9 protein-coding genes and 1 pseudogene are annotated in these 13162 nt (G+C 56.2%); 5 read left to right on the forward strand and 5 right to left on the reverse strand.

The genetic code is table 11. The annotated features are described in order from the left end of the window. The first annotated feature begins 4 nt into the window (after positions 1-4). Positions 5-763 carry a DeoR/GlpR family transcriptional regulator gene (locus ETG88_RS04480; protein ID WP_100778583.1) on the forward strand — a complete coding sequence of 253 codons (759 nt, stop codon included), beginning with the start codon at positions 5-7 and terminating at the stop codon, positions 761-763. A 75-nt stretch (positions 764-838) separates the two neighbouring features. Here the strand turns inward: ETG88_RS04480 and malT are convergent, their stop codons facing one another. Further along, on the reverse strand, positions 839-3544 hold the full coding sequence (gene malT / locus ETG88_RS04485) for an HTH-type transcriptional regulator MalT (protein ID WP_100778584.1): 2706 nt from the start codon (positions 3542-3544) through the stop codon (positions 839-841). A 589-nt stretch (positions 3545-4133) separates the two neighbouring features. Here malT and malP point away from each other — a divergent pair. Together malP and malQ are read left to right on the forward strand one after the other, a co-directional pair. Beyond that, positions 4134-6527, forward strand: coding sequence for a maltodextrin phosphorylase (gene malP, locus ETG88_RS04490; protein ID WP_129034777.1), 2394 nt, complete (start codon positions 4134-4136; stop codon positions 6525-6527). Between the two features lie 9 nt (positions 6528-6536). Further along, positions 6537-8615 carry a 4-alpha-glucanotransferase gene (gene malQ, locus ETG88_RS04495; RefSeq protein WP_129034778.1) on the forward strand — a complete coding sequence of 693 codons (2079 nt, stop codon included), beginning with the start codon at positions 6537-6539 and terminating at the stop codon, positions 8613-8615. An 89-nt stretch (positions 8616-8704) separates the two neighbouring features. On the opposite strand, the pseudogene gntT reads toward malQ, so the two are convergent. The 3 genes and pseudogenes from gntT to gntX all read right to left on the reverse strand — a co-directional run bounded on the left by gntT (position 8705) and on the right by gntX (position 11693). Next, positions 8705-10020, reverse strand: a pseudogene (gene gntT / locus ETG88_RS04500) (gluconate transporter). 352 nt (positions 10021-10372) lie between these two features. Continuing rightward, complete coding sequence (gene nfuA, locus ETG88_RS04505; protein WP_100778588.1) at positions 10373-10948, reverse strand: Fe-S biogenesis protein NfuA; 576 nt, start codon at positions 10946-10948, stop codon at positions 10373-10375. Positions 10949-11009: 61 nt separating this feature from the next. Further along, positions 11010-11693 (reverse strand): DNA utilization protein GntX, encoded by a 684-nt coding sequence (gene gntX / locus ETG88_RS04510; RefSeq protein WP_129034779.1) that lies wholly within the window; start codon positions 11691-11693, stop codon positions 11010-11012. A 36-nt stretch (positions 11694-11729) separates the two neighbouring features. Here gntX and bioH point away from each other — a divergent pair, with 36 nt between their 5' ends. Together bioH and ETG88_RS04520 are read left to right on the forward strand one after the other, a co-directional pair. Continuing rightward, entirely contained in the window at positions 11730-12503 is a 774-nt protein-coding gene (gene bioH / locus ETG88_RS04515) for a pimeloyl-ACP methyl ester esterase BioH (protein WP_129034780.1), read from the forward strand. A 112-nt stretch (positions 12504-12615) separates the two neighbouring features. Beyond that, on the forward strand, positions 12616-12885 hold the full coding sequence (locus tag ETG88_RS04520) for a YdgH/BhsA/McbA-like domain containing protein (protein ID WP_100780800.1): 270 nt from the start codon (positions 12616-12618) through the stop codon (positions 12883-12885). A gap of 39 nt (positions 12886-12924) precedes the next feature. On the opposite strand, the gene feoC is transcribed toward ETG88_RS04520, so the two are convergent. Beyond that, a complete protein-coding gene (gene feoC / locus ETG88_RS04525; RefSeq protein WP_100778591.1) occupies positions 12925-13161 on the reverse strand; it encodes a [Fe-S]-dependent transcriptional repressor FeoC in 237 nt (78 codons plus the stop codon). Position 13162 lies beyond the last annotated feature (1 nt).

Genomic DNA, 13162 nt, shown 5'->3' on the forward strand with positions numbered 1-13162 from the left:
TTTCATGAAACAAACGCAACGTCATGACGCCATTATCGAACTGGTTAAAAAGCAGGGATACGTCAGCACCGAAGAGCTGGTGGAGCAATTCGCCGTCAGCCCGCAAACAATTCGTCGTGATTTAAACGACCTGGCCGATCAGAACCGTATTCTGCGCCACCACGGCGGCGCGGCCCTGCCGTCAAGCTCGGTGAATACCTCATGGCATGACCGTAAGGCGACGCAAACCGCAGAGAAAGAGCGTATTGCCGCCAAAGTGGCGAGCCAGATCCCCAACGGCGCGACGCTGTTTATTGATATCGGCACGACGCCGGAAGCGGTGGCCCATGCGTTGCTCAACCATGAAAATCTGCGTGTGGTCACCAACAACCTTAACGTCGCCAATACCCTGATGCAGAAAGAAGATTTCCGCATCATCCTGGCGGGTGGCGAACTGCGCAGCCGCGACGGCGGAATCATTGGTGAAGCGACGCTCGATTTTATCTCCCAGTTCCGCCTCGATTTCGGCATCCTTGGGATCAGCGGCATCGACAGCGATGGTTCTCTGCTGGAGTTTGATTACCATGAAGTGCGCACCAAACGGGCGATTATCGACAACTCGCGCCACGTAATGCTGGTGGTGGATCACTCGAAATTTGGCCGTAACGCGATGGTAAATATGGGCAGCATCAGCATGGTCAATGCCGTGTACACCGACGTAATGCCGCCAGCGGGGGTGTTGCAGGTGATTAAGGACAATAACGTTCAGTTAGAGCTGTGCTAATCCCAGTCCGGGCGGCGGCGCCTCCCGACTGACTTAATCGCAGGCCCGGCAAACGTCCCGCCGCCGGGCATTGCATTACACGCCGTAACCCATCATCTTCAGCAATTGCTGCGCATGCTGCACCGCATCCTGACGATGCGCCACGCCGAGTTTCTGATACAAATTGCGAATATGGGTTTTGATGGTGGTCGCCGCGACCGCCAGCTCGCCCGCAATCTGTTCGTTGCTGTAACCCGAATAAATCAGCCCCAGAACCTGCCATTCACGCTGGGTGAGCGGGCTGGTGCGAATCAGCTCCGGCACCTCCGGGTGGTTCAACAGACGTTCGACAAAGTTCTCATCAAAATGCGCGAACTTGTGGCGATGATGCTGGTTTATCTCCCGCAGAATACGCTGGGCGCGGTGCTGATCCAGCTCCGGCAGGGTGTTGAGTTGAATCAGCTGACGCAGTTGCTGCGCCATCGTTTCGCCTTCAATCACAAAGTGGCTGATAAACCCGGTGCGGTTCGCCAGCTGTAATGCTTCCAGCAAGACGCGCTGTGCGTCATTTTTCCGCCCTGCCTGCCAATAAAGCTGATTGAGCAGCAGCAGGTTGCGGTTCAGATCGCTCATCAGACGCAGACTGCGGGCGTTTTCGTTCAGCTCTTCGAGCACAATTTCCGCAGGCTCAAACTCACCGAGCAGGATCTGCGCGCGGGCGATGTTGCGCCACTGGCTTTGCAGGAAGTGGTTATTGGCAAATTCCGGTTTCGGCGTCTGACGCAGCCAGTTGGCGGCTGATTTCTTATCGCCGATCATTTGCCAGTAAATCACCCGGACTTTATCGGCGTTGGAAACCCAGTCGCTATGGTACTGACCATTGCCCAGCAGGTTTTCCAGACGGTTCAGATGGTTGCGGGCGTTATCCAGATCGCCGCGCGCCAGCGAGCACTGCACCAGCAGCGCCAGACATTGCAGCTGCTGCTGCGGCTGGAAGGTGGAAAGGACGTCAACGCCATGACGGGCAGAGGCTTCGGCCTCATCGAGACGCGCCCAGGCCCACAGCAGCTGCGCGCGAATACGCAGCAGGAACTCGTGCATCGGCAGCTGTTCCAGATGTTGATCCTGAATCAGCTGGAACGCTTTTTCCTGTGTCTCCCAGGCGGCTTGCAAGAACCCCTGAGCAAATAAGATTTCGCTCTGCTGGATCATGCTCCACAGAGCGTAATGCCAGACGTCATGGCGGCGGGACATCTGCTCCGTCTGCTGCATCAGCGACAGAGAACGGGTGAGGTCCCCTTTGCAGTGCAGCACTTCCCCGTGGACCGAGGTGGCGACAATGCGGCTGTAATAGTTCGCCAGCGGCAGCTCGTCGAGGGCGATCATCGCCAGACGTTCGGCCTCTTCCTGGTCACCATCGTTGATGGCCACCTGTGCGCGCAGGGCGTTAAATTCGCCGTGCAGCGTACCGTCCATCTCGCCTTTCATCTCTTGTTCGGCGCGGGCCAGCAAGGTATTCACTTCGCTGTAGCGGTGCTGACTCTGCATCAGCCACGCCTGCAACAGGACAAGACGCGGATTTTCCAGCAGGCTTTCCCACGGCAGGGCGCGGAGTGACTCTTCGAGCAGCGTCAGCTCGCTGTGATTGAACAGGCCCCAGGCGTGGTTGAGCAAGATATCGCGCAGCATGTTGGCGTCACCGGCGGCAAGCGCGTGGTGGATCGCTTCGCTCGGGAACCCTTGTGCCATCCAGCTTTCCGCTGCGGAGCGGTGGACGTCAGGTAATTCGGTGGCCATTTCCCACTGACAGCGCTGGCGCAGGAAATTGCCAAACAGCGGGTGGAAGCTGAACCATTCGCCGGAGTCGTCCATGCGTTGCAGGAACAGCCCCTGACGTTCAATCTCTTCGAGGCGCATCTGGCCGTTGTCTTCGCCAGTGACGCGCACAATCAGCGCATCGTTCATGGAGCGCAGCAGCGAGCTTTTCAGCAGGAACTGACGGGTCGCCGGGTCAACGCTGTTCAGCACTTCGTCGACCAGATAATCGGACAGGTGGCTGGCATTAATGCCCGCCAGACGGCGCGCAGACTGATGCGTCGGGCTGTTATTCTGACGCGCTGAGAGGGCGATGAGTTGCAACGCGGTTGCCCAGCCGGCAACGTCGTCGCACAGGCGGCTGCTTTCAGAGGCTTCAATCGGCGAGCTGAGGCGGCAGTCAAAGAACTGTTTCGCTTCCTGATGGTTAAAGGCCAGCTGTTGGCTGCCCACTTCGAGCAGCTGATCGCGCACGCGCAGGTTGGCAATTCCCAACTGCGGCAGATTACGTGACAGTACCACCAGGGTCAGGTTTTCCGGCTGATGGCGCAGGAAGAAACGCATGGATTCGTGGATCACCGGATTGGTGATCAGGTGGTAATCGTCAATCACCAGGAACAGCGGGCGATGCCATTCGGCCAGCTCAATGAACAGCTGGGCGAACAGGGAGGAGAGGCTGGCGTACTGGCGTTTTTGCACCATCACTTCGCTGGTGACGCAGTGCCCGTTAGTCGCCTGCTGTATGGCGGCGATCAAGTAGCTGGCAAAGCGCTCCTGCTGGTTATCGCCCTCATCAAGGGAGTACCAGCCTAAATCGCTTTTGCCTGCGGCCCACTGTGAGATGAGCGTTGTTTTTCCATAACCTGCAGGACTCGTAACCAGCGCCAGTCGGAAATTATTCGCGCCGGAAAGTTTCGCCAGCAGACGTTCGCGGACCACAGTATGGTCAAGACGAACCGGGCGACTTAATTTGGACGGAATCAACATAAGTTTTTCACTTCACTGTGGGGAAACGAGGAAAATCGATTTTTTTTGCGCTTCGTAATTAATAGATATAAGGTCGGCCAGAAAAGGAACTATTGCAAGTTATGTCCGTCTTTTCTATCCCTTAATTTGCACTCTGTCACAAAATTATTTCTCATTGACCGGGAACTTTCTTAGATGCCCTATATCCCGCATGGATGCTGGCTTGTATGCATTTAGTGCGCTTATCCTGAAACTGGTTTCATTAGGCGATTCTCATCACGAAGTTAATAAATAACCGGTATAGTTATTCCTGGAAAATAACCCTCTGAGAAAGGCCTAAAAGCAAGAAATATTATTCCTGGTAAGCAATCATTTCTGCTGTTATTAATTTCATCCGAAACTGCATTTCATTTTTTTGACACTCTTCCCGTTTATCCTCGCGCCGTATTGGCACACTCGTTCTATGCTCACAGAGTGGCCTTGATCACACTTTTGCGCTCATCCCCGCTACTCCTCCCTGTCTAATCCCTGGCAGGAGGAGGAAGAGCCGGAATGAGCCTGGCACACTAGCGCCATTATCTTTTCTTTCTCTACAGGATGCCGATTCCCTATGTCTCAGCCTACCTTCAACAAAGCTCAATTTCAGGCTGCCCTGACGCGTCAGTGGCAGCGATTTGGTTTGTCTGCAGCCGAAGACATGACGTCTCATCAGTGGTGGCAGGCCGTGAGCGGTGCGCTGGCCGAACTGCTCAGTGCTCAGCCTGCGGCGAAGCCGGTGAAAAACCAGCGTCATGTGAACTACATCTCCATGGAGTTCCTGATCGGTCGTCTGACCGGCAACAACCTGCTGAACCTCGGCTGGTATCAGGAGGTGAGCGACGTACTCAGCGAGCACAGCGTTAACCTGACCGATCTGCTGGAAGAAGAGACCGACCCCGGTTTAGGTAACGGCGGGTTAGGGCGTCTGGCGGCCTGTTTCCTGGATTCCATGGCAACCGTGGGGCAATCCGCTATCGGGTATGGTCTGAACTACCAGTACGGCCTGTTCCGTCAGTCCTTTAACGACGGGAATCAGATTGAAGCGCCGGACGACTGGCATCGCGGCAGCTATCCGTGGTTCCGCCACAACGCACAGCTCGATGTGCAGGTAGGTATCGGCGGGAAAGTGTCTAAACAGGGCCACTGGGAGCCGGGTTTTGTGATCACCGGTGAAGCCTGGGATTTGCCGGTGCTGGGCTACCGCAACGGCGTGGCGCAGCCGTTACGTCTGTGGCAGGCGAAACACGCCCATCCATTCAACCTGACCAAATTTAACGACGGCGATTTCCTGCGTGCCGAGCAGCAGGGTATCGACGCCGAAAAACTGACTAAAGTGCTCTACCCGAACGACAACCATCTGGCGGGCAAAAAGCTGCGCCTGATGCAGCAGTATTTCCAGTGCGCCTGCTCTGTGGCGGATATCCTGCGTCGCCATCATCTGGCGGGGCGTAAGCTGTCGGAGCTGGCAGATTACGAAGTGATTCAGCTCAACGATACCCACCCAACCATCGCGATTCCGGAACTGCTGCGCGTGCTGCTTGATGAGCACCAGCTGAGCTGGGACGCGGCCTGGGCAATCACCAGCAAAACCTTCGCCTACACCAACCACACCCTGATGCCAGAAGCGCTGGAGTGCTGGGATGAGAAACTGGTGAAAGCGCTGCTGCCGCGCCATATGCAGATCATTAATCAGATCAACGATCGGTTCAAAGTGCTGGTGACGAAAACCTGGCCGGGTGATAAAGCGGTCTGGGCGAAACTGGCGGTGGTGCACGACAAACAGGTCCGCATGGCGAACATGTGCGTGGTCAGCGGTTTTGCGGTGAACGGCGTAGCGGCGCTGCACTCGGATCTGGTGGTTAAAGATCTGTTCCCGGAATATCACCAGCTCTGGCCGAACAAATTCCATAACGTTACCAACGGCATTACGCCGCGTCGCTGGATCAAACAGTGCAACCCGGCTCTCGCCGCGCTGCTGGATAAAACGCTGAAGAAAGAGTGGGCCAACGATCTCGACCAGTTGATCAACCTGGAAAAACAGGCTGACGATGCCAGGTTCCGCCAGAAATACCAGGCTATCAAACAAGAGAACAAAGTGCGCCTCGCGGCGTTCGTGAAAGTGCGCACGGGGATTGAAATCAACCCGAACGCGATTTTTGATATCCAGATCAAACGCCTGCACGAGTACAAACGTCAGCACCTGAACCTGCTGCACATTCTGGCGCTGTACAAAGAGATCCGCGAAAACCCGAACGCGAACCGCGTGCCGCGCGTGTTCCTCTTCGGTGCCAAAGCGGCACCGGGCTACTACCTGGCGAAGAACATTATCCTCGCCATTAACAAAGTGGCTGAAGCGGTGAACAACGATCCGCAGGTGGGCGACAAGTTGAAAGTGGTGTTCCTGCCGGATTACTGCGTGTCCGCAGCGGAAATGCTGATCCCGGCGGCGGATATCTCCGAGCAGATTTCGACTGCGGGCAAAGAGGCGTCCGGCACCGGTAACATGAAGCTGGCCCTGAACGGAGCCTTAACCGTCGGCACGCTGGACGGCGCGAACGTCGAAATCGCCGAGCAGGTGGGTGAAGAGAATATCTTTATCTTCGGTCACACGGTCGAGGAGGTGAAAGCCCTTAAAGCCAAAGGCTACGATCCGGTGAAATGGCGCAAGAAAGACAAGGTTCTGGATGCAGTGCTGAAGGAGCTGGAAAGCGGCAAATACAGCGACGGCGACAAACACGCCTTCGACCAAATGCTGCACAGCATCGGCAAACAGGGCGGCGATCCGTATCTGGTAATGGCTGATTTCGCGGCCTACGTTGAAGCGCAGAAGCAGGTGGATGTGCTGTACCGCGATCAGGACGCCTGGACGCGCGCATGTATTCTGAATACCGCGCGCTGTGGGATGTTCAGCTCTGACCGTTCAATCCGTGATTATCAGGCCCGTATCTGGCAGGCAAAACGCTAAGGAAGCGCGATGGACAGCAAACGTCTGGATAATGCCGCCCTGGCGGCGGGGATCAGCCCCAGTTACATCAATGCTCACGGCAAACCACAGTCAATTGGCGCTGAAACCAAACGACGTTTGCTGGACGCCATGCACAAAACAACGCCCGCCGCGAAAGCGGCGATAGCGCCGGTGCCGGTGGTGAAAGTGTTCACAGCCGGTAAGAAGATGGCGTTGCTGGTGGAAGGCCGCGGCGAATTCAGCTGGCTGTTAACCACCGAAGAGGGCCAGCAGCATAAGGGCCATGCGACGGGCGGGAAAAATCTCACCCTTCCGGCAAAACTGCCGCACGGTTATCACACCCTGACGCTGACGCAGGATGATAAGCGCTATCACTGCCGGGTGATCATCGCGCCGAAACGCTGCTACGAGCCGCAGGCGCTGCTCGACGGGAAAAAGCTGTGGGGCGCCTGCGTGCAGCTTTACACGCTACGTTCGAATGAGAACTGGGGGATCGGCGATTTCGGCGATCTGAAAAATATGCTGGCGGAGGTGGGCAAGCGCGGCGGGGCGTTTATCGGCCTCAACCCAATCCATGCCCTCTATCCGGCGAACCCGGAAAGCGCCAGCCCGTATAGCCCGTCGTCCCGCCGTTGGCTGAATGTGATTTATATCGACGTCAACGCGCTGGAGGATTTCAGGAAAAGCAAAGAGGCCCAGGCGTGGTGGAATCTCACCACCACCCAGCAGACGCTGAAACAGGTGCGTGAAGCCGACTGGGTCGACTATGCGACGGTAACGGCCCTGAAAATGGCTGCCCTGCGTATGACCTGGAAAGGCTTTGCAAAGCGCACGGACGACCAGATGAAAGCGTTCCGTCAGTTCGTCGCCCAGGAAGGCGAAAGCCTCTACTGGCAGGCGGCGTTTGACGCGCTGCATGCGTATCAGGTGAAAGAGGACGAAATGCGCTGGGGCTGGCCGGTGTGGCCGGAAGCCTATCAGTCGGTGGACTCGCCGGAGGTGAAAGCCTTCTGCAAGCAACACGCCAATGAAGTGGACTTTTTCCTGTGGCTGCAGTGGCTGGCGTACAGTCAGTTTGCCGCCTGCTGGCAGGAGAGCCAGGGCTACGACATGCCGATTGGTCTGTATCGCGATCTGGCCGTTGGCGTGGCGGAAGGCGGAGCCGAAACCTGGTGCGACCGCGAGCTTTATTGCCTGAAAGCCTCCGTCGGCGCCCCGCCGGATATCCTCGGCCCGCTGGGACAGAACTGGGGATTGCCGCCGATGGACCCGCATGTGATGGTCGCGCGCGGGTACGAGCCGTTTATCGATCTGCTGCGCGCCAATATGCAAAACTGCGGCGCGCTGCGTATCGACCACGTGATGTCCGTGCTGCGCCTGTGGTGGATCCCTTACGGTGAAACGGCGGATCACGGTGCCTATGTGCATTATCCGGTGGACGATCTGCTGTCGATCCTCGCGCTGGAAAGTCAGCGTCACAACTGCATGGTCATTGGCGAAGATCTCGGCACCGTGCCGGTTGAAATCGTCAGTAAATTACGCGAGAGTGGCGTTTATTCATACAAAGTACTCTATTTCGAAAGTGACCATGAGAAGACGTTCCGTTCGCCGCAAGCGTACCCTCAACAATCAATGGCTGTCGCGACAACGCATGATCTTCCTACGCTGCGAGGCTACTGGGAGAGCGGTGATCTCACGCTCGGCAAAACGTTAGGGTTATATCCAGACGAAGTGGTGTTGCGCGGGTTGTATCAGGACCGCGAGCTGGCCAAACAGGGGCTGCTGGATGCGCTGCACAAGCACGGCTGCCTGCCAAAACGCGCCGGGCATAAAGCCTCGCTGATGGCGATGACGGCAACCCTGAATCGCGGCATGCAGCGCTATATCGCCGACAGCAATAGCGCCCTGCTGGGCCTGCAACCCGAGGACTGGCTGGGAATGGCGGAGCCGGTGAACATTCCGGGCACCAGCTATCAGTACAAAAACTGGCGGCGCAAGCTCTCCACCACCCTTGAAAAGATGTTTGCCGATGAGGGTGTGAACAAGCTGATTAAGGATTTGGATAAGCGCAGAAAAGCAAAGAAGTGATAAAAAAAGCCCGGCAAACATCATCAGTTTGCCGGGCTTTTAACGGTCCAGGCCGGGTTAGGTGCAACCACCACCCGGCTTTTTTGTGCTTAAACCACCATCGCCAGCAGCAGACACCCAATCAGGCCGCACACTGAGATAATCGTTTCCAGCATCGACCAGGACTTGATGGTCTCGCCGATCGTCAGGTTGAAGTACTCCTTGAACAGCCAGAAGCCTGGATCGTTCACGTGGGAGAAGATGACGCTACCGGAACCCACCGCGATAACCATCAGCTCAGGCTAACGCCCGTGGTGGCAATCAGTGGCGCAACAATACCGCCAGCAGTGATTGCCGCAACAGTTGCAGAACCCAGCGCGATACGTAGCACTGCAGCAATCGACCAGGCCATCAGGATTGGCGAGATGTTGGTTTCATGCATCATCGAGGCGATGTATTTGTCTACGCCGCTGTCGACCAGAACCTGCTTGAACGCACCGCCACCGCCGATAATCAGCAGCATCATGGCGATGATTTTGATGGAAGAGCCAAGCGTCTCGTTGATCTGATCCATGCTACGGCCACGGTTAAGACCGAAGGTGAAGAGGGCAATCAGAACCGCAATCAGCGTCGCCATCACCGGGTCACCGAGGAACTCAGCGACGGAGAGGAACGCGTGACCTTTTGGCAGCACCATTTCAGCAACTGCGCGCATCGCCATCAGCACAACCGGCACCAGAGAGGTCCAGACGCTGACGCCAAAGCTTGGCATTTCCGCTTCGGTGAAGGTTTTTGCGCTATACAGACCTTCCGGAATTGGCTTGTCGATACCTTTCAGGCAGCGTGCAAACACCGGGCCTGCCAGAATAACGGTTGGGATCGCCAGAATCGTACCGAACAGCAGGGTTTTACCCATATCCGCATGGAAGATGGTCGCGATAGCGGTTGGACCCGGGTGCGGCGGCAGGAAGCCGTGCGTCACGGACAGGGCAGCCGCCATCGGCACACCGACGAACAGCAGCGGAATGTTGGCGGCAGCCGCGATGGTGAAGACTAGCGGCAGCATCAGCACGAAGCCGACTTCATAGAACAGCGCGAAACCGACGGTAAAACCGGTTAACACCACCGCCCACTGAATGTGTTGTTTACCAAATTTGGCAATCAGCGTGGTCGCGATGCGCTGTGCGCCACCGCAGTCTGCCAGCATTTTACCGAGCATGGCACCGAAGCCCATGATCAGCGCCAGGCTGCCGAGCGTTCCGCCCACACCTGCTTTAATTGAGCTGATGACTTTCACCAGCGGCATCCCTTGCATCAGACCCACTGCAAGTGCCACCAGAACCAGAGCGATGAAGCCGTTCAGTTTGAAACGGATCATCAAGAGCAGTAATAAGACAACACCGATAGCGACAATAACTAATGGCATGATTAACCTGGCCTTTCAATTGTTATGGGTAACGTCATTGTTTCAACGACAATTTCCGATTGTCCCAACCGGGAACAGAGAATTAACGGCACTAATACTGATTGCCTGCGAAACTAATAAGTTTAGTCGGCTGTTATGAGGATGCTTAGTGCCCACGCGAATGATACGGGTAACATGTGCAGATTGAGAATCACCCAGGCAGGCAAAATTTGAATTATGAGACGCAGGTCAACATATGGGGCGGGGAGCGACAGGCAAACAAAAGCCGGGGGGCGAAATCGCCTTACCCGGCCTGGGATCTGATTTAATGGCCCGGCTCGCTGCGCGGCACCGGGTAAAAACAGACGGGAACTTAGTAGTAAGAGTGCTCGCCGCGCTGGTGTTCGGTGAGATCGCGCACGCCTTTCAGTTCCGGGAACTCGTTCAGCATCTGCTTCTCGATCCCTTCTTTCAGGGTCACGTCGACCATGGAACAGCCGTTACAGCCGCCGCCGAACTGCAGGATCGCCAGACCGTCTTCGGTGATCTCCATCAGCGTGACTTTACCGCCGTGGCCCGCCAGCTGCGGGTTGATCTGGGATTGCAGCAAATACTCTACGCGCTCCATCAGCGGCGCATCATCAGACACTTTACGCATTTTGGCGTTCGGTGCTTTCAGCGTCAGCTGAGAACCCAGCTGATCGGTGACGAAATCGATCTCGGCGTCATCAAGGTATGGCGCGCTTAACTCATCGACATAGGCGGTGAGCTGCTCAAATTTAAGGGCAGTGTCAGATGCTTCCACAGCGTCCGGAGGACAATAAGAGACACCGCATTCTGCATTCGGAGTGCCTGGATTAATCACAAACACGCGGATCTGCGTCCCTTCTTCCTGATTTGCCAGCAGTTTGGCAAAGTGTGATTGTGCAGAATCGGAAATACGGATCATAGCTTTGGCCTAATAGTTGACTAAATTACCTGGGTATAATAATACGCCCATCGGAAAAGGGCTACAAGGTACGACACAAACACCATACCTGAACCGTCGCTGCACCGCTTTGCAAAAGCAGTCGGGAAAGCTCCGCCACGGTGCTGCCGGTTGTGACGACATCATCCACAATCGCGATATGGCGCCCCTTGACCGCTAAATCAAGGCGAAAGGCATTTTTTAGATTTCTTTTGCGCAACCGCGCGCTTAACCGGTGCTGAACGGCCGTTGCGTGTGTGCGTTTTAACGCGTCCGGTTGCCAGTCACAGCGTAGCCAGCGGGAAAGTGTGCGACACAACAGATCGCTCTGATTGTAGCCGCGACGCCAGTGGCGTCGATGGTGCAACGGCACGCTGATAAGAAGATCCACGGCTGGTAACCCCCGTGAGCGCCGGGCCTGCAAAACGGCGAGTATCAGCAGGCGCGCCAGCGGCCCCGCCAGCTGCGTCTGACGAGAAAACTTAAACTGGTGGATCAGGCTGCTCAGGGGCTGAACGTAATTATCGACGGCCACCAGATCGCCCCACGGCGGCGGTTTTTGCAGGCATCGCCCGCAGGGGATATCGACGCGCGTTGCGGATAAACCGCACTGGGGGCAGCAGGGAGGGCGGCGCTCGAAGGCGCGCGTGCAGACGGAGCAGATCCCCCAGCGGCTCATCCTGAGCGGCATTCGGCATAGCCAGCACAAGCCGGGCACTGATAGCATGGGCAACTTCCTTGTTAAAAAAGAGAATCCTAACCGATGAACAATCTTTGGTGGCAGACCATGGGCACGGGAAATGTTGATCTTGTGCTGCTGCACGGATGGGGGCTGAACGCTGAAGTCTGGCATTGCATTCAGGAGGAACTGGCCTCGCAGTTTACGCTGCATCTGGTGGATCTGCCGGGATTTGGCCGCAGCCACGGGTTTGGCGCGATGCCCCTCGATGAGATGGCCCGGCATGTTCTGGAACGCGCGCCGCAAAAAGCGATCTGGCTCGGCTGGAGCCTGGGCGGGCTGGTGGCGAGCCAGATAGCCCTGACGCACCCGGAGCGCGTTCAGGCGCTGGTGACGGTCGCATCATCGCCTTGCTTTGCGGCACGGGATGAGTGGCCGGGTATCAGGCCGGAGGTGTTGGCCGGTTTCCAGCAGCAGCTGAGCGAAGATTTCAAGCGGACGGTTGAGCGCTTTCTGGCGCTGCAAACTCTGGGAACCGAAACGGCGCGTCAGGATGCGCGAATGCTCAAAAACGCGGTGCTGGCACTTCCCATGCCGGAGGTTGAGGTGCTTAACGGTGGGCTGGAAATTCTGAAAACCGTCGACCTGCGTGAACCGCTGGCTGCGCTTTCAGTGCCGCATCTGCGAATCTACGGTTATCTGGATGGCCTGGTGCCGCGCAAAGTGGTGCCGATACTGGATGCGTTATGGCCGAACAGCGAATCGAAGGTCATTGCCAAAGCCGCACATGCGCCTTTCGTCTCGCATCCCGAGGCGTTTTGCGACGCGCTAACGGCGTTAAGTCAGCGTTTAAACTGATTATTTACTGATCCACCTGGAAAAAGTTTCATACCGCAACAATACTTCAAATATCGTTGCGGAAGTTGAGCCTACGATAATCAAAACTACAAACCTATGGAGAGTAATGGTTATGAAACTTGTTACGGGAATTGTTACATCACTGGTTATTGGGTCTCTGTCATTTGGCGTATTTGCAGCGAAAGAGCTGGAAAAAGACAAAGTTAAAGAGATGAATCTGACCAAAATTGGCGAGATTACGACCTCAAAAACGACTGCGCCAATGGATGCACGTAAAGAATTATCGAAAAAAGCTGATGAGCTGGGCGGTACGTATTATGTAGTGACCAGCGCGAACAAAGGCGAGAAAACCGTTCATGCAACGGCGGAAGTCTATAAATAACAGTATTGCCGGGCGGCATAGGCTGCCCGGCAAATCGTATTAGCGCAGCGCCCACCACTCCCGCAGGCAGGCTTTGCCTTCCGGACAGCTTTTGCAGCTACCGGTCAAACAACCCTCCGCATCTTCCTGAATCCGCACGGCTTTACCCATCGCTTCCATTCGTTCGAGCATAGCATCGATCATCGGCTGCGGCGTATGCAGGGAAAGGCTCAACTGTCTGGCCTCCATTCGCCCCTGAAGAGCCAGTAAATCCCGAACCTGAATCATCGATGCCATC

The sequence above is a fragment of the Lelliottia nimipressuralis genome (assembly GCF_004115925.1).
Classification (GTDB): domain Bacteria; phylum Pseudomonadota; class Gammaproteobacteria; order Enterobacterales; family Enterobacteriaceae; genus Enterobacter; species Enterobacter nimipressuralis.

Excerpts from the sequence above, each read along its gene's own strand:
- ETG88_RS04480 (WP_100778583.1), top strand. The coding sequence starts at position 5 with ATGAAACAAACGCAACGTCATGACGCCATTATCGAACTGGTTAAAAAG.
- malT (WP_100778584.1), bottom strand. The coding sequence starts at position 3,544 with ATGTTGATTCCGTCCAAATTAAGTCGCCCGGTTCGTCTTGACCATACT.
- malP (WP_129034777.1), top strand. The coding sequence starts at position 4,134 with ATGTCTCAGCCTACCTTCAACAAAGCTCAATTTCAGGCTGCCCTGACG.
- malQ (WP_129034778.1), top strand. The coding sequence starts at position 6,537 with ATGGACAGCAAACGTCTGGATAATGCCGCCCTGGCGGCGGGGATCAGC.
- nfuA (WP_100778588.1), bottom strand. The coding sequence starts at position 10,948 with ATGATCCGTATTTCCGATTCTGCACAATCACACTTTGCCAAACTGCTG.
- gntX (WP_129034779.1), bottom strand. The coding sequence starts at position 11,693 with ATGCTATCAGTGCCCGGCTTGTGCTGGCTATGCCGAATGCCGCTCAGG.
- bioH (WP_129034780.1), top strand. The coding sequence starts at position 11,730 with ATGAACAATCTTTGGTGGCAGACCATGGGCACGGGAAATGTTGATCTT.
- ETG88_RS04520 (WP_100780800.1), top strand. The coding sequence starts at position 12,616 with ATGAAACTTGTTACGGGAATTGTTACATCACTGGTTATTGGGTCTCTG.
- feoC (WP_100778591.1), bottom strand. The coding sequence starts at position 13,161 with ATGGCATCGATGATTCAGGTTCGGGATTTACTGGCTCTTCAGGGGCGA.